This window comes from Agromyces sp. NDB4Y10 (genome assembly GCF_001620055.1).
GTDB classification, from domain to species: Bacteria; Actinomycetota; Actinomycetes; order Actinomycetales; family Microbacteriaceae; genus Agromyces; species Agromyces indicus.
Map to the genome: position 1 here is coordinate 1 of NZ_LQGY01000003.1, position 15,381 is coordinate 15,381.

Genomic DNA, 15,381 nt, shown 5'->3' on the forward strand with positions numbered 1-15,381 from the left:
GGATGCCGCGGCCGCCTCGGCTGCGCGGCGCAGGGCGGCGGCGTCGCGCACGTCGCCGTCGTCGAACAGCGGCACGGGCGCTCCGGCCCGGCGACGCAGCCGCGGCAGGCCGAACACGAGCAGGGCGACGCCCACGAGCGCGGCGACGACGAGGACCGCGATGAGCGCGAGGGCCGGCATCGGCAGCCCGCCGGCGCCCTCGAAGAGGCCGACGAGCCAGTCGCGCACCGCCTGGGCGAACAGGTCGAACGCCGTCGGCTCCGCCGCGCGGTACTCGGGCTTCGCGAGCTCGTCGAGCACCCACCGTCGCGCCTCGGGCGCGTCGGGGTCGAGCGGCGGCTCCCACCGCACGGGGCCGGTCAGGACCACGTCGGCGCGGTGCCGGCGGTCGGCGGCCCGGCCGGAGCGGCGGGCACGGTCTCGTACGGATCGGACACGTCGCGTCCGGCGTCGCGGGCCTCGACGTGGCGTTCGAGCTCGAGGTCGAGCCCCTCGCCGCGCATCCGGAGGTCGATGTAGATGACGGCGATGAGGGCCGCCTGCACGACCGAGGTGATCGCGCCGATGAGGATCGAGAGGACGAGCGTCGCGATCGTGGTGGCGATCGAGATGGCCAGGTAGGTCTCGCCCGCGCCGGGGTCGAGCACGCTGGCGAGGATGGTGCCGAGCAGCGACACGGGCTGCACCACCACCTGCGCGGCGAACGACAGGATCAGCCCGACCAGGAGGATCAGGCCGAACGTGCGCCAGAAGTTGCCGTTCGTGAGGGCCCACGAGCGGCGCATGGAACGGCCGATGCCCGCGCGCTCGAGCACGATGACGCTCGGCACGAGCGCGAGCTTCGTGCCGAGCCATGCGCCGAGCACGACCAGTCCGAGCACGGCCACGACGGCGAGCCCCGCCGCCGTGAACGCCGCCTCGGGGGAGATGAACGCGGCCGCGATGACGCCGCCGAACACGACCCCGAGCACGACGAGCACGACCGCGCCGACGAGGAGCGTCCAGCCGATCAGCGGGCCGATGCGGCGCGCGGCCCGGCGCCAGAGCTGTCCGAACGTGAGCTTCTCGCCCAGGGTGCCGCTCGCGACCTCCACGACCATCACGCCCTGCAGGAATGCGGCCGCGACCACCGAGACCGCGATCGGCACGAGCGAGAGCAGGACCACCCAGCCGACGGCGCCGGAGAGGATCGCGTCGAGGTCGGCCTCGCTCGCCGTCTCGACGCGCGAGAAGATCCAGAAGAAGAGGGGCACGAACACGGCGGCGGACGCGATCGCCGACACGAGTTGCACGACGAGGCCCGTCCCGAACACGGGCGCGGGGTTGCGGCGGAGCGTGCGGAAGGGGGCCCAGAGCAGCGTGCCGAACGACATGGGCCGCAGGGGGAGCAGGCCGGGCTTCGGCGGCGGCGTCCAGCCGGCCGGGCCGGGCGCCGCGCCGTACTGGCCGGGGGCCGCGCCGTACGGCCCGGGAGCCGTTCCGTACGACCCGGGAGCCGTTCCGTACGGCCCGGGAGCGGACGCGTATCCGGGCGGCGGTCCGTAGGGCGGGGGCGCCGCGGGCGGGAGCGGGGGCGCCACCGGCGGCACCGGCGGGGGCGGACCGGGCGCGGGGCCTGCGCCCGTGGCATCCGTCGCGTCGTCGGGACCGCCGACGGGCGGCTTCCAGTCGTGGTCGGGCACGTGCGGCGCTCCTTCTCCGGGGTTGCCCCAATGCTGCCACAGGCCCGCCCCGGCCGGTCCCGGCTGTCGAGCCACTACGCTGGAGGCACCTGGTTCCCCGCCGGCGGTGCGCCGGCAACGACGGAGAGCAACGGATGACGCCACGCGTACTCGTCGTCGACGACGACACGGCCCTCGCCGAGATGATCGGCATCGTGCTGCGCACCGAGGGGTTCGACCCGTCGTTCTGCGCCGACGGCTCCGGCGCGGTCGCCGCGTTCCGCGAGACCAAGCCCGACCTGGTGCTGCTCGACCTCATGCTGCCCGGGATGGACGGCATCGAGGTGTGCGGCCGCATCCGTGCGGAGTCGGGCACGCCGATCATCATGCTCACGGCCAAGAGCGACACGGCCGACGTCGTGCGCGGGCTCGAGTCCGGAGCCGACGACTACATGGTCAAGCCCTTCAATCCGAAGGAGCTCGTCGCCCGGATCCGCACGCGCCTGCGGCCGGCGCCCGAGTCGGCGGTCGAGACGATCTCGATCGGCGACCTCGTGATCGACGCGGCCGGCCACGAGGTGCGCCGCGGCGACGAGCGCATCAACCTCACGCCGCTCGAGTTCGACCTGCTGCTCACGCTCGCGTCGAAGCCGCAGCAGGTGTTCACGCGCGAGATGCTGCTCGAGCAGGTCTGGGGCTACCACTACAAGGCCGACACGCGCCTGGTGAACGTGCACGTGCAGCGGCTCCGCGCCAAGGTCGAGCACGACCCCGACAACCCCCGCATCGTGATGACCGTGCGCGGCGTCGGCTACCGCGCCGGCGCCACCACCTGAGACGGGCGCGATGACCGCGGCGGCGAACCCGGCGGCGCGCAGCCTCGGCTGGATCCGCGCGCAGTCCCGCCGCATCGGCACGCTCTGGCGGCGCTCGCTGCAGTTCCGCACCGTCCTCATCACGCTCGGGCTGTCGAGCCTCGCGATCCTCGTGATCGGCTTCACGATCTCGTTCACCGTCGCCTCGAACCTGTTCTCCGACCAGGTCGACCGCGTGCTGGCCTCGTCGGCGACGGCGACGGTCGCAGCCCAGCGATACCTCGAGTCGTCGGATGCCGCGGACCGCGCCTCGGTCCAGGCCGTCACGAGCTCGGCGCTGCAGACCGTCACCGGCGTCTCCGGCAGCGCCGACATCGCGCTGTTCCGCGCGCCGGGGACGCCGCCCGCGTCGATCGCCCCGCCGGACTTCCTGAGCCCCGACCTCGGCGGTCGCATCACCGCCGACCTGCGCGAGCGGGTGCAGGAGAACCCGACCGGCCAGTACTGGCAGTCGATCGAACTCGTCAACAGCCGCGGCGAGTCGGTGCCGGGCATCATGGTCGGCTCGCAGCTCGAGATCCCGGGCGCGGGCTTCTACGAGCTCTACATCGGCTACGACCTCGCCGATGCGGCGCAGACGCTCGCGTTCGTGCAGGCGACGGGCGCTGTCGGCGCCGTCGCGCTCATCGCCCTGCTGTCGGCCATCACGCTCGTCGTCGTGCGCTGGGTGATCGAGCCGATCCAGGCGGTGGCGGCCACGAGCCGGCGCCTCGCCGCGGGCGACCTCGGCGTGCGCCTGCCGGTCCGGGGCGAGGACGAGATCGCCACGCTCGCGGCATCCTTCAACGGCATGGCCGACACGCTGCAGTCGCGCATCCGCGAACTCGCCGAGCTCTCGGTCATGCAGCAGCGGTTCGTCTCGGACGTCTCCCACGAGCTGCGCACCCCGCTGACGACCATCCGACTGGCCGGCGACGTGCTCGACGGGCAGCGGGACGACTTCCGCCCGGCGACCGCCCGCACGGTGGAGCTGCTCCGCACGCAGACCGAGCGGTTCGAGAACATGCTCGCCGACCTGCTCGAGATCAGCCGGTACGACGCCGGATCCGTGGAACTCGAGACGGAGCCCACGAACCTCGTCCACCTGGCCGGCGAGACGATCGAGTCGATGCACGAGCTCGCCGTCGAGCACGGCAGCGAGCTCCGGCTCGAGGCGCCCGGCGGGCACCTCGACGCCGACGTCGACCCGCGCCGCATCCGCCGCATCGTGCGGAACCTGGTCGGCAACGCGATCGAGCACGGCGAGGGCCGCCCCATCGTCGTGTCGGTCGACAGCAACGAGACGGCGATCTCGCTCTCGGTCCGCGACTACGGCATGGGCATGAGCGAGGAGGACGCCGCGCGGGTGTTCGACCGGTTCTGGCGGGCGGACCCCAGTCGCCGTCGCAGCATCGGGGGCACCGGGCTCGGGCTCGCCATCTCCCTCGAGGACGCCGTCGCGCACGGGGGGACGATCGACGTGTGGTCGCGGCAGGGTCGGGGCACCGTGTTCCGGCTCACGCTCCCTCGGCGGCGAGGGATCGAGCCGGTCGTGCCGCCCCTCGCGCTCGAGCCCGACGATCCGGATGCCACCGAGCCGGGGCCGCCGTCCACACCTCCGACCGACACCGCCGCGATCCGGGAGGTCCACGATGCGTGATCTCGCCCGCCGCGCGGCCGTGATCGCCGCCCTCGCGCTCGCTGCGACGCTCACGGGATGCGCGTCCATCCCGACGAGCGGGAACGTCAACGCGGGGGTCGCGCGCCCGGCGGAGGAGCCCGTGGACCTCGACGTGCTCGTCCGCCAGCCGCAGGGCGGTGAGACCCAGCAGCAGATCCTCGAGGGGTTCATCGAGGCGGCCGCGAGCCCTCGCGGCAACTACGACATCGCCCGCGAGTACCTTACGCCCGCCTTCGCGAGCGAGTGGGCGGCCGACGCCGGCACCACGATCGACGTGCTGGCCGACCGCACGTTCAACCAGTTCGGCGAGCGCGGCATCCGGGTCCAGGTGGTGCCGTCGGGGAGCCTCGCGCCGAACGGCCAGTACCTCGAGTCCGCGACCACCGCGCCGGTCCAGCTCCAGTACGAGTTCGAGCAGGTCGACGGCGAGTGGCGCATCTCGGCCGCGCCGCCGGGCCTGCTGGTCGACGAGACCACCTTCCAGATCGTGTACCGCGACTACACGCTCGCGTTCTTCGATCCGCAGTACCGCTTCCTCGTGCCCGACGTGCGCTGGTTCGCCGGGCGGGAGTCCGCCCAGACGAGCATCGTGCGCGCCCTCCTCGCGGGGCCGGCGGAATGGCTCGCGCCCGCCGTGGTGTCGGCGATCCCCGAGGACGTGACGCTCGATCCCGCGACCGTGCCGGTCACCGACGGCGTCGCCGAGGTCTCGCTCGTCGGCGCGGCCTTCGACAACCTGCTGACGGTGCAGCGCATGCAGTACCAGCTCGAGCAGAGCCTCGCGGGGGTTCGGAACGTCCGCAACGTCGAGCTCGCGCTGAACGGCGCGCCCGTGGAGGCGCCCGACCTCGCGCAGGAGCCGCAGCGCACGCTGCGCATCGACCCGAGGCCGGTCGTGTACGACGGCGAGGCGTTCGGCTTCCTGTCGGGTGGCGACGAGCTCTCACCCGTACCGGGCATCTCCGAGCAGGTCGTCGCCCTCGAGCCGACCGGAGCCGCGCTCGGTCCCCGCGACGACGCCGCCGCGGTGCGCGCCGCCGACGGGGTCTGGCTGGTGCGTCCCGACGAGGAGCCGGTGCTGCTCGATCCGCGCGACGGGCTCGTGGTGCCGGCGCTCGACATCGACGACGTCGTGTGGTCCGTGCCGGGCGACGCGCCCGACGCGCTCGCCTGGTTCGCGGTCGACGGTTCGGCCGCCGGCGAGCAGATCCCCGTTCCGTGGAGCGGGTCGCGCATCGCGGCGATCGAGCTGTCGCGCGACGGCACGCGGCTCGCGGCCCTCCTGGCCGACGGCGCGCGATCGCGCGTGGTCGTCGCGTCGGTCCAGCGCGACGAGGCCGGGCTCCCGGTCGCCCTCGGGCCGGTGGTGCTCGAGCTGGCGGGGGCGGTCGGCGAGCCGCTCGACCTCGCCTGGCTCGACTCGGGGTCGATCGGCGTGCTGACGGCGTCGGCGTCGGGTGCGCGGGTCGGCCTGCAGGAGGTCGGTGCGCCGGACACCGCGGGCGAGGGGCCCGAGGGCGCGGTGCAGCTCGACGGCGCGAACAGCCAGCGCGACCTCCGCGTCCTGACGTCGGACGGCGACCTGGCCACCCGGGCGGGCGCGACGTGGCAGGTCCAGGACCGCGGCATCCGGTTCCTGGCCACGCAGCAGTCCGGCTGACTCGTCCTCCACGGGTCCGGCAAGCGCTGGCGGTGCACGCGTGCCGCCGAGGCGAGCGGATGCCGCGGGCGGCGCGGGTCACGATGGGCGGGTGCCCCCGTTCGCCCGTCCCGTCCGCGCCGCCGTGCTCGACGCCCTCGCGCTCGTGCTGCCGGTCGACTGCGCCGGATGCGGCGCGCCCGATCGCTCGGTGTGCGACGCGTGCCGAGCTGCGCTCGCGCCCGCGCCGGTGCGCACGAGCCGGGCGGTCCTCGGCGGGACCGACGGCATCGCAGTGTGGGCCGGGCTCGAGTACGCGGGCATCGCCTCGAGCGTCATCCGCTCGATGAAGGACGCCCAGCGAACGGATGCCGCGGCCGCGCTCGCCCCCGCCCTGCGCGCCGCCCTCGCGGCGGCCTGCCGCGACCCGGTCGGCGGGATGCCGCCGACGCGGCTCGAGATCGCCGCCGTGCCGTCGACCCGGGCCGCGCGGTGCGAGCGCGGGTACGAACCGGTCCGCCTGCTCCTCGGCCGCGCCGGCTTCCGCGCCCCGGCGGTGCTCCGCACGCGGGAGGGACGGCTCGACCAGGCCCACCTCGGACGCGAGGCGCGGCGGGCGAACGCCGCGGGATCGCTGGCCCCGCTGCGCCGCCTCGACGGGCGCACCTTCCTGGTCGTCGACGACGTCGTCACCACCGGCTCGACGCTCGCGGAGGCGGTCCGCGCCATCCGTTCGGCGGGCGGCACCGTGCATGCCGCGGCGGTCGTGGCCCACACGCCCAGGCGCGTCCCGGAGATCTCCCTGCCAGTTGGTGAACGGCCCGTGACATCGGCGGGCGGGCGGACTACGGTGTCAGGACAGGCGTGGTCGAACCACCCTTCCAACCCGGGTGACACGCCGGTGGATGGAGGTCGTCATGGAACTGAACATCGTCGGACGCAACCTGGAAGTGACCGATCGATTCCGCGCCTACGCGGCTGAGAAGGCCGAGAAGGTGTCCAACCTCTCGGACCGTGCGATCTCGCTCGACGTCAAGGTCAGCAGGCACAACGAGAAGAACGGCAACTCCGGGCTGGACCGCGTCGAGCTCACCCTCGTCGGCAAGGGGCCCCTCGTCCGGGCCGAAGCCGACGGCTCCGACAAGTACGCGGCGTTCGACGTCGCGCTCGGGCGGCTGCTCGAGCGCATCCGACGGGCCAAGGACCGTCGCAAGGTCCATCGCGGCGGCAGTCGCCGCCCCACCTCGCTGCGCGAGGCCACCGAGGGCGGCTTCGCGGGCGTCGGCGTGCAGGCCGCCGACGTCGAGGTGCTCGAGCGCGTGCGCACCGGCGAGATCCCCGTCGTCCGAGAGTACTCGGACGCCTCGGCCGAGGAGGCGCCGTACTCACCGGTCGTGATCCGCCGCAAGGTGTTCAACGCCACCCCGATGACCGTCGACGACGCGCTGTACCACATGGAGCTCGTCGGCCACGACTTCTACCTCTTCATCGACGTCGAGACGCACCGACCGAGCGTCGTGTACCGCCGGAAGGGCTGGGACTACGGCCTGATCGGCCTCGACGAGCACGGCAACGCCGACGCGACCGCCGAGTCGGGACAGGCGGACCTGGCTCGAGCCGGCGCCTGACCCGCGTCCCGCCGACCCGTCGGCCCGGCGCCCGGCGACTCCTGCCGGGCACCGGGCCGACGCCCAGTCCGCAGCCCAGTAGCATGGCTATGATGACCGTCTGCACAGGCGGATCCTCCGGCGTGCGCGGGTGCCCCACCCCGCCGTCGCACGCCTGACGACAACGGGAGAGCAGTTCGTGGCTTCGATTCTGGAAAAGGTCCTCCGCGTCGGCGAAGGTCGCACCCTCAAGCGGCTCGAGAACTACGCCGCCGCGATCAACGCCCTCGAAGACGACTTCCGGGCGCTCAGCGACGACGAACTCAAGCACGAGACCGTCGAGCTCCGCGAGCGCTACGGCAACGGCGAGTCGCTCGACGACCTCCTGCCCGAGGCGTTCGCCGCGGTCCGCGAGGCGAGCCGTCGCACCCTCGGCCTCCGCCACTTCGACGTGCAGCTCATGGGCGGCGCGGCCCTGCACCTCGGCAACATCGCCGAGATGAAGACGGGCGAGGGCAAGACGCTCGTCGCGACGACGGCCGCCTACCTGAACGCGCTCACGAGCCGGGGCGTGCACATCGTCACGGTCAACGACTTCCTCGCGAGCTACCAGTCCGAGCTCATGGGCCGCGTCTTCCGCGCGCTCGGCATGTCGACCGGATGCATCGTGGCCGGCCAGACTCCCGCGGTCCGTCGCGAGCAGTACGCCGCCGACATCACGTACGGCACCAACAACGAGTTCGGGTTCGACTACCTGCGCGACAACATGGCGTGGCAGGCGTCCGACATGGTCCAGCGCGGCCACTACTTCGCCATCGTCGACGAGGTCGACTCGATCCTCATCGACGAGGCCCGCACGCCGCTCATCATCTCCGGCCCCGCCTCGGGCGAGGCCAACCGCTGGTTCACCGAGTTCGCGCGCCTCGCGCAGCGGCTGGTCCCCGGCGAGGACTTCGAGGTCGACGAGAAGAAGCGCACCGTTGGCGTCCTCGAGCCCGGCATCGAGAAGGTCGAGGACTACCTCGGCATCGACAACCTCTACGAGTCGGCGAACACGCCCCTCATCTCGTTCCTCAACAACTCGATCAAGGCGCGCGCGCTCTTCAAGCGCGACAAGGACTACGTCGTGATGAACGGCGAGGTCCTCATCGTCGACGAGCACACCGGACGCATCCTCGTCGGGCGCCGTTACAACGAGGGCATCCACCAGGCGATCGAGGCCAAGGAGGGCGTGCAGGTCAAGGCCGAGAACCAGACCCTCGCGACCGTCACGCTGCAGAACTACTTCCGCCTCTACGACAAGCTCTCGGGCATGACCGGTACGGCCGAGACCGAGGCGGCCGAGTTCATGTCGACCTACAAGCTCGGCGTGGTCGCGATCCCGACGAACAAGCCCATGGTGCGCATCGACCAGCCCGACCTCGTCTACAAGAACGAGGAGGCGAAGTTCGCCCAGGTCGTCGAGGACATCGTCGAGCGGCACAAGAAGGGCCAGCCCGTCCTCGTCGGCACGACGAGCGTCGAGAAGAGCGAGTACCTCTCGCGGCTGCTCGCCAAGAAGGGCGTGCGCCACGAGGTGCTGAACGCGAAGAACCACGCCCGCGAGGCCGCGATCGTCGCGCAGGCCGGCCGACTGGGTGCCGTCACCGTCGCGACGAACATGGCCGGTCGCGGCACCGACATCATGCTCGGCGGCAACGCCGAGTTCATGGCGGTGCAGCGGATGCACGAGCGCGGGCTCAGCCCCGTCGACACCCCCGACGAGTACGAGGCCGCCTGGGACGCCGTGTTCGACCAGACCAAGGCCGAGGTCGAGCAGGAGGCCGAGAAGGTGCTGGCCGCCGGCGGGCTCTACGTGCTCGGCACCGAGCGTCACGAGTCGCGCCGCATCGACAACCAGCTCCGCGGCCGCTCGGGCCGACAGGGCGACCCCGGCGAGAGCCGCTTCTACCTCTCGCTCACCGACGACCTCATGCGCCTGTTCAACGCGGGAGCCGCCGAGAGCCTGATGTCGCGCGGCGTGCCCGACGACGTGGCCATCGAGTCGAAGGTCGTCACGCGCGCCATCCGCTCGGCGCAGTCGCAGGTCGAGGCGCGCAACGCCGAGATCCGCAAGAACGTGCTGAAGTACGACGACGTCCTGAACCGCCAGCGCGAGGCGATCTACTCCGACCGCCGGCACATCCTCGAGGGCGACGACCTGCACGACCGCGTGCAGTCGTTCCTCGAAGAGGTCATCGACGAGGTGCTCGACGAGCACACCGCCGAGTCCAGCCCCGACGAGTGGGACTTCGACGCGCTCTGGGCCGAGCTGAAGACGCTGTACCCGATCGGCATCACGATCGACGAGGTCGTCGCCGAGGCCGGCGAGAAGGGGCGCGTCAACCGCGACTTCGTGCGCCGCGAGATCCTCTCGGACGCCAAGCTCGCCTACCAGCGCCGCGAGGAGCAGCTGGGCAGCCCCGCCATGCGCGAGCTCGAGCGGCGCGTGGTGCTCTCGGTCATCGACCGCCGCTGGCGCGACCACCTCTACGAGATGGACTACCTCAAGGACGGCATCGGCCTGCGCGCCATGGCCCAGCGCGACCCGCTGGTCGAGTACCAGCGCGAGGGCTACGCCATGTTCCAGCAGATGATGGGGCAGATCCGCGAGGAGACCATCGGCTTCCTCTTCAACCTCGAGGTCGAGGTCGCGCAGCAGGGTGCCGCCCCGCGCATCGAGGCCAAGGGCCTGCAGCGCCCCACCGCTCCTGAGGACAAGCTCAGCTACTCCGCCCCGAGCGACTCGGGCGGGGTGGAGGTGCGCAACCAGCGCGGGCAGATCCAGCAGGCGGCCACGCAGCGCGCGCGTCGCGCCGTCGCCGCACAGCAGCAGCCGCAGCAGCCGCAGCAGCCCGCGGCCCGCGGCGCGTTCGGGCAGCGCACGGAGGGCGACGCCGCGCCGATGAACCGGCAGGAGCGCCGCGCCCAGGATCGCAAGGGGCGCTGACCGCGACCACGACGAACGGCCCGGGCGACGCCCGGGTCGTTCCGCGTCCCGGCGCTTCGCGGGACGCCTCGCGCGAGGTCGTCTAGGCCGATCGTCGCGACTCGAGGAACCAGGTGTGCACCGTGCCGATGCCCTTGACGTCCACGGGACCCCGGGGCCGGAGTCGGAAGCCCTCCGCGAGGCGGTCCGCCACCGCGTCGGTGACCTGGATCGAGTCCGGAGGCGCGGTGGACTCCATGCGGCTCGCGGTGTTGACGGTCGTGCCGTAGACGTCCCACAGGAAGCGGGAGGCGCCGATGACGCCGGCGACGATCGGTCCGACGGCGATGCCGACGCGGAGGTGCACCGCCGGACGTTCGCCGATCGCGTGCGAGGCGGCCAGTGCCCGGGCGTCGAGCGCGAACCCCGCGAGGGCGTCGAGGTCGGCCTCGTCGTCGAGCCCGCCGGTGATCACGAGGTACGCGTCGCCGATCGTCTTGACCTTGGTGAGGCCGTGCCGGGCCGTGAGGTCGTCGAGTGCGCCGAACAGGCGATCCAGGTCCTGCACGAGGGCGTCCGGGGAGAGCGTCTCCGAGAGGCTCGTGAAGTCGACGATGTCCGCGATGAGGACCCCCACCCCGTCGAGGCGATCGGCGATCGGGTGCTCGCCCGCGACGAGGCGATCGGCGATCGCGCCCGGGAGGACGTTCCGCAGGAGCCGGTCGGAGCGGTCCCGCTCCTCCGCTAAGGCGGCGGCGAGTCGGTCGCGCGAACGGACGTACGCGCGCATCGCGACGAAGACGATCGTGGACACCGACACGATGTTGACGGCGAAGAACAGCGTGACCACGCGGGGGTCGAGGTCGGGAGCGGTCGCACTGAGCACGCCCTCGAGTGGCACCATGGCCGCCACGATGGCCACGTAGAGGGCGAACACGAGCCCGGGTCGTCGTACGCGGCTGAACGAGAGCGCGCCGATCGGTGCGGATGCCGCGAAGAGGATGACGCCGCTGCTGTTCGCGAAGCCGCCCAGGGCGACGTGGACGAGCGGCGGCAGCGTGAGGAACATCGTCAGTTGGGACCGGCGGAACCACCGGTCGTCCCGGGTCGCGCGAAGGTGTGCGAGGCCCGCGATCGTGGCGACGATGTAGACGGTCGGGATGGCCGCGGCCACGGGGACCCCGATGGCGTAGTAGAACGCCGCCCAGGGCGCGACCACCACCGAGGTGAAGACGGCGGTGAACGTGAGGACCCGCTTCTCCATGCGGCGGCCGTCGTCGTCGCCCGGGGCCACGCCGAGCGAGGCGATGGCCGTGCCCGCCGCCGTGATGCGCCGGGCCGCCGAGCCGCGGTCCATGGCATGAGGCTAGGGGATGTGCCGGCGAGGTGCCATCACCGGTGGGACCGGTGGGGCCGGGGAGTCGCGGATCAGAGCACGCTGATGACGCTCGCGCGCCAGCGCTGGTCGAGGCCCTCCAGGCGGATGGCCACCGCTCGCGATCGAGCGCGCTGGTGCACCATGACCACCGCCTCGACGATGCCGTCGGCGGGCTCGTCGATCATCACCCGTCCGACGGTGAAGGCGGGCCGTTGCGGGACGAGCCCCTTCGCTCGCCGTGCTCGGGCCGCCAGCACGACGCGCTTCGAGAGGTTCCGATAGACGTCGTCGGTCACCCACCGCGCGAGCTGCTCGAGGTCGCGCGCACCCGCGAGGACCTCGATGACGCAGTGGGTCAGGTTGCGCAGCAGCTGTTCGGGGTCGTCGAGCTCGGCTCGCCCGGAGCGCTGGCGGGAGAACTCGTCGTCGTCGAAGAACAGGCGACGCGCGACGGCCCCTTCGACGACGGGGGTTCTGGGCGCGCTGGGGAGGCGAGCGGTCATGGATGCTCCAGTAGGGTGGGGCCCGTCAGCCGGCATGCGTCGACGCGGTGTCCCCTGTTCGGGGGGTAGGAGGGTCTGACTGAACGGTACGGTCGAGCGCTCTCGGGTGTCAAGGGAAATCCGCGCCTGTGGAGAAGTGCGTCGGCTCCGGCCCTGCCGGGTAGCGTCGGCGCATGCGCTGGGACCTGCTGTTCGACGACCTGGAGTCGCAGCTCGACCGCGAGCAACGCGAGGAGGAGCGCGTGCTGGCGCTCGAGTCCGAGCGGCTGCGGCTCGCCCGGCTGTCGCTCCGGGAGCGCATCATGGCGCTCGCCGCGGCCGACGGGGAACGCGGCGGGATCCGCCTCGAGCTCGCGGGAGGACGCACGCTGCTCGTGCAGCCCACGACGTTCGGCCGCGACTGGTTGAGCGGGCACCTCGTCGTGCAGGGCGGCCGGAGCCAGTGCATCGTCCCGATGGACGCGATCGCCGCGGTCGCCGCGGGTCGTCGCCAGGTGGACGAGAGCCTCACGCGAGTGCCCGAGTCCTCCACCAGGATCGCCGAGCGCATCGGGCTCGCGTTCGTGCTGCGGGACCTCGGTCGGCGTCGCATCCCCGTCGATCTCGAGTCCCTCGACGGCCGGCACCACGGCACGATCGACCGCGTCGGCCTCGATCACCTCGACCTCGCCCTGCACGAGCCGGGGACCCCTCGGCGCGAACGCGACGTCCGCGGCTACCGGTTGGTGCCGTTCGCCCGCGTCGTGGCGGTGACGGTGCGCTGAAGCGCCTCAGTCGACGGCGCGCGGCCCTCCGGAGCGCAGGCCGGACAACTCGATGACGTTGGCGAACTCGCCCTGATGCCATGCCGAACGACGCCGCGTCGCCTCGTACTGGTCGTCGATCCACAGCTCGAGCTGGGTGCGCTCGACGCGCCATGGCCCGCGTTCGCCGACTCGGATCGCGGGCAGCTCGCCCGACAGGATCAGGTCGTGCACGGTCTCGACGTCGACGGCGAGCACCTCGGCCGCATCGGCGACCGTAAGGAAGCGGCCGATCGCATCGCCCGGACCGTTCTGGATCATCACTCGATTATCGACCTCGCCGTCGGACGCCGTCCGCGGTGTGGATAACTTCACGGTGACCTCTCGGCAAGGCGCCACCATGGTCCCGGCGACCGAGGAGAGGAGTCGGAATGGCGGTTCGCAGCGCACGACGAGAGCGGGGCTCGACGCGAGTCGATCCCCGCTTGCTCATCGGGCTGGCGCTCGTGGCCGGATCCAGCCTCGGGATCTGGGCGCTCGTCGAGGCGCTCGACGACACCCGCGAGGTCCTGGTCGCCCCGGCGACGCTCACGCCGGGCACGCGCGTGGAGGCCGCCTCGCTCCGGGTCGAATCCGTCCGGCTCGGCGCCCTCGCCGACGGCTACCTCGCCCCCGACGACCTCCCCGAGGGCGGTCTCGTGGTGGTGCGCACCGTGCAGGCGGGCGAGCTCCTGCCCGCGGCATCCGTCGCCGACCGCGAGCGCGCCGACCTCGCGGTGGTGGTCGTCACGAGTTCGCGTCCGCTGCCGGGCGAGGTCGCGCCGGGCGCCCTCGTCGACGTGTGGACCGCCGCCGAGGTCGAGCGCGGCGCGTTCGAGCCGCCGGTGGTGCTGGTGCCCGGTGCCGAGGTCGCGGCGGTCGCCGAATCCGACGGCATGATGTCGACGGGCGGGCCCACGGTCGAGTTGCTGATCCCGCGCGAGAAGACCGCGGCGCTCCTCGAGGCGCTCGCCGCGGGCGACGCCGTCGACCTCGTCCCCGCGACCGGCGCGGTCCGCGACTGATGGCCCGTCTCGCGCTCGCCCTCGACCCGTCGCTCGAGGACCGCATCCTCGCCGACCTGGTCGAGTCGGGGCACACGATCGTGGCCCGGCTGGTCGGATGGCGCGACGTGCTCGACTGCCTCGACGTCGTCGGGCCGGAGGTGGTCGTCGTCGGCGCGGGCCGCGCGACATTGACGCCCGAGCTGCTCGCCGCGTGCGACGAGCGCGGCATCCGCTGCATCGCGCTCGCGGATTCCGACCACGATCGCGCGCAGGCCAATCGCATCGGGCTCCACGAGGTGCTCGATGCCGGGGTCCCCGTCGCCGAGCTCGAGGCCCTCGTCAGCGGCGGGGTCACCGTCCCGTCGCGTCTGGGCGACCCGGCCACCGCCGGCCGCGACGCCGGCCCGGGGAACGGGATCGTGGCGGTCTGGGGCCCGGCGGGCGCCCCGGGCCGGACCACCGTCGCGGTCAACGTCGCCGCCGAGCTCGCCGCCGCGGGCCACCGCGTGGCCCTCGTCGACGCCGATCCGTACGGCGGCGCCGTCGCGCCGATCCTCGGCCTGCTCGACGAGGCGCCGGGATTCGCCTCGGCGTGCCGGCTGGCCGGTGCGGGGGCGCTCGATCGCGCCGAGCTCGAGCGCATCGCCCAGCGCTACTCGTCGCCGCGCGCCCCGTTCGAGGTGTTCACGGGGCTCGTCGGCCCGAGCCGATGGCCCGAGCTCTCCGACGAGCGCGTCACGGCCGCGCTCGCGGCCATGCGCGATCGGTTCGAGTACGTCGTGGTCGACACGGGATTCTCGCTGGAACGCGACGAGGAGCTCATGACCGACCAGTTCGCGCCGCGGCGCAATGCCGCGACGTTCGCCGCACTCGCGGCGGCCGATCGCGTGCTCGCCGTCGGCCTCGCCGACCCAGTGGGACTGTCGCGGCTGCTGCGTGGCCACGGCGAGCTGGTCGACCTCGTCGACGTCGAACGCGTCGACGTGGTGGTGAACCGCGTGCGGTCGAGTGCGCTCGGCCTCGATGCGCATGCGCAGGTCCGCCAGACGCTGCGGCGGTTCGCCGGGCTCGCCGAGGCGACGCTGCTCCCGCACGACGGGCGGGCGACGGATGCCGCGATCCTCATGGCGCGCACCCTCCGCGATGCCGCGCCGCGGTCGCCGCTCCGCGCGGCACTGCGTGCCTACGTCGACGACCGGCTGCTGCCCGAACCGGAACCCGCGCCGCGCCGGCGCGCGCTCCTGCCGGTCGGCCGCCGGCGCGCCGCGGTGGCCTGAGCAGGCGGTCAGCGCTCGCTACGC

The 15,381-nt window shown here is 72.9% G+C and carries 13 protein-coding genes and 1 pseudogene; 9 read left to right on the plus strand and 5 right to left on the minus strand.

Going from position 1 to position 15,381, the window contains the following annotated elements; translation table 11 throughout:
• Positions 1 to 369: pseudogene (locus tag AVP42_RS00660) on the minus strand (hypothetical protein); the annotation flags it as partial.
• Entirely contained in the window at positions 360 to 1,682 is a 1,323-nt protein-coding gene (locus AVP42_RS00665; protein WP_067945113.1) for a glycerophosphoryl diester phosphodiesterase membrane domain-containing protein, read from the minus strand. The pseudogene AVP42_RS00660 and the gene AVP42_RS00665, both read right to left, overlap by 10 nt.
• A 134-nt stretch (positions 1,683 to 1,816) precedes the next feature.
• Between AVP42_RS00665 and mtrA the strand changes: the two genes are divergently transcribed.
• From mtrA to secA, 6 genes are all read left to right on the plus strand, one after another.
• On the plus strand, positions 1,817 to 2,497 hold the full coding sequence (gene mtrA / locus AVP42_RS00670) for an MtrAB system response regulator MtrA (protein WP_067945115.1): 681 nt from the start codon (positions 1,817 to 1,819) through the stop codon (positions 2,495 to 2,497).
• A gap of 10 nt (positions 2,498 to 2,507) precedes the next feature.
• On the plus strand, positions 2,508 to 4,175 hold the full coding sequence (gene mtrB, locus AVP42_RS00675; protein WP_067945117.1) for an MtrAB system histidine kinase MtrB: 1,668 nt from the start codon (positions 2,508 to 2,510) through the stop codon (positions 4,173 to 4,175).
• Positions 4,168 to 5,856, plus strand: a complete 1,689-nt coding sequence (locus AVP42_RS00680) for an LpqB family beta-propeller domain-containing protein (RefSeq protein WP_197466911.1) — start codon at positions 4,168 to 4,170, stop codon at positions 5,854 to 5,856. The genes mtrB and AVP42_RS00680 overlap by 8 nt, the downstream gene beginning before the upstream one ends.
• A 91-nt stretch (positions 5,857 to 5,947) precedes the next feature.
• A complete protein-coding gene (locus AVP42_RS00685; protein WP_067945121.1) occupies positions 5,948 to 6,817 on the plus strand; it encodes a ComF family protein in 870 nt (289 codons plus the stop codon).
• The gene (gene hpf, locus AVP42_RS00690; protein ID WP_067945124.1) at positions 6,753 to 7,463 is read left to right on the plus strand and encodes a ribosome hibernation-promoting factor, HPF/YfiA family; all 711 of its coding nucleotides are present in this window, start codon (positions 6,753 to 6,755) and stop codon (positions 7,461 to 7,463) included. Before AVP42_RS00685 ends, hpf begins: the two co-directional genes overlap by 65 nt.
• A 178-nt stretch (positions 7,464 to 7,641) precedes the next feature.
• Positions 7,642 to 10,431 carry a preprotein translocase subunit SecA gene (gene secA / locus AVP42_RS00695; RefSeq protein WP_067945126.1) on the plus strand — a complete coding sequence of 930 codons (2,790 nt, stop codon included), beginning with the start codon at positions 7,642 to 7,644 and terminating at the stop codon, positions 10,429 to 10,431.
• A gap of 82 nt (positions 10,432 to 10,513) precedes the next feature.
• Here secA and AVP42_RS00700 read toward each other — a convergent pair whose 3' ends face one another.
• Both AVP42_RS00700 and AVP42_RS00705 read right to left on the minus strand, forming a co-directional pair.
• Complete coding sequence (locus AVP42_RS00700) at positions 10,514 to 11,767, minus strand: adenylate/guanylate cyclase domain-containing protein (protein WP_067945128.1); 1,254 nt, start codon at positions 11,765 to 11,767, stop codon at positions 10,514 to 10,516.
• Positions 11,768 to 11,838: 71 nt separating this feature from the next.
• Positions 11,839 to 12,291 (minus strand): Rv3235 family protein, encoded by a 453-nt coding sequence (locus AVP42_RS00705; RefSeq protein ID WP_231878490.1) that lies wholly within the window; start codon positions 12,289 to 12,291, stop codon positions 11,839 to 11,841.
• A gap of 173 nt (positions 12,292 to 12,464) precedes the next feature.
• Between AVP42_RS00705 and AVP42_RS00710 the strand changes: the two genes are divergently transcribed.
• A complete protein-coding gene (locus AVP42_RS00710) occupies positions 12,465 to 13,055 on the plus strand; it encodes a hypothetical protein (RefSeq protein ID WP_067945144.1) in 591 nt (196 codons plus the stop codon).
• 6 nt (positions 13,056 to 13,061) lie between these two features.
• Here the strand turns inward: AVP42_RS00710 and AVP42_RS00715 are convergent, their stop codons facing one another.
• Positions 13,062 to 13,355 (minus strand): helix-turn-helix domain-containing protein, encoded by a 294-nt coding sequence (locus tag AVP42_RS00715; RefSeq protein WP_067945146.1) that lies wholly within the window; start codon positions 13,353 to 13,355, stop codon positions 13,062 to 13,064.
• A 110-nt stretch (positions 13,356 to 13,465) separates the two neighbouring features.
• Here AVP42_RS00715 and AVP42_RS00720 point away from each other — a divergent pair, with 110 nt between their 5' ends.
• Both AVP42_RS00720 and AVP42_RS00725 read left to right on the plus strand, forming a co-directional pair.
• Positions 13,466 to 14,098 (plus strand): SAF domain-containing protein, encoded by a 633-nt coding sequence (locus AVP42_RS00720; protein WP_157356662.1) that lies wholly within the window; start codon positions 13,466 to 13,468, stop codon positions 14,096 to 14,098.
• A complete protein-coding gene (locus AVP42_RS00725; RefSeq protein WP_067945149.1) occupies positions 14,098 to 15,357 on the plus strand; it encodes a P-loop NTPase in 1,260 nt (419 codons plus the stop codon). The genes AVP42_RS00720 and AVP42_RS00725 overlap by 1 nt, the downstream gene beginning before the upstream one ends.
• Positions 15,358 to 15,381 lie beyond the last annotated feature (24 nt).

What these genes read in the sequence shown, in the direction of transcription:
- AVP42_RS00715 (WP_067945146.1), bottom strand. Translation starts at nt 13,355, where the DNA reads ATGATCCAGAACGGTCCGGGCGATGCGATCGGCCGCTTCCTTACGGTC.
- AVP42_RS00680 (WP_197466911.1), top strand. Translation starts at nt 4,168, where the DNA reads ATGCGTGATCTCGCCCGCCGCGCGGCCGTGATCGCCGCCCTCGCGCTC.
- AVP42_RS00700 (WP_067945128.1), bottom strand. Translation starts at nt 11,767, where the DNA reads ATGGACCGCGGCTCGGCGGCCCGGCGCATCACGGCGGCGGGCACGGCC.
- AVP42_RS00710 (WP_067945144.1), top strand. Translation starts at nt 12,465, where the DNA reads ATGCGCTGGGACCTGCTGTTCGACGACCTGGAGTCGCAGCTCGACCGC.
- mtrB (WP_067945117.1), top strand. Translation starts at nt 2,508, where the DNA reads ATGACCGCGGCGGCGAACCCGGCGGCGCGCAGCCTCGGCTGGATCCGC.
- AVP42_RS00725 (WP_067945149.1), top strand. Translation starts at nt 14,098, where the DNA reads ATGGCCCGTCTCGCGCTCGCCCTCGACCCGTCGCTCGAGGACCGCATC.
- hpf (WP_067945124.1), top strand. Translation starts at nt 6,753, where the DNA reads ATGGAACTGAACATCGTCGGACGCAACCTGGAAGTGACCGATCGATTC.
- mtrA (WP_067945115.1), top strand. Translation starts at nt 1,817, where the DNA reads ATGACGCCACGCGTACTCGTCGTCGACGACGACACGGCCCTCGCCGAG.
- AVP42_RS00720 (WP_157356662.1), top strand. Translation starts at nt 13,466, where the DNA reads ATGGCGGTTCGCAGCGCACGACGAGAGCGGGGCTCGACGCGAGTCGAT.
- AVP42_RS00705 (WP_231878490.1), bottom strand. Translation starts at nt 12,291, where the DNA reads ATGACCGCTCGCCTCCCCAGCGCGCCCAGAACCCCCGTCGTCGAAGGG.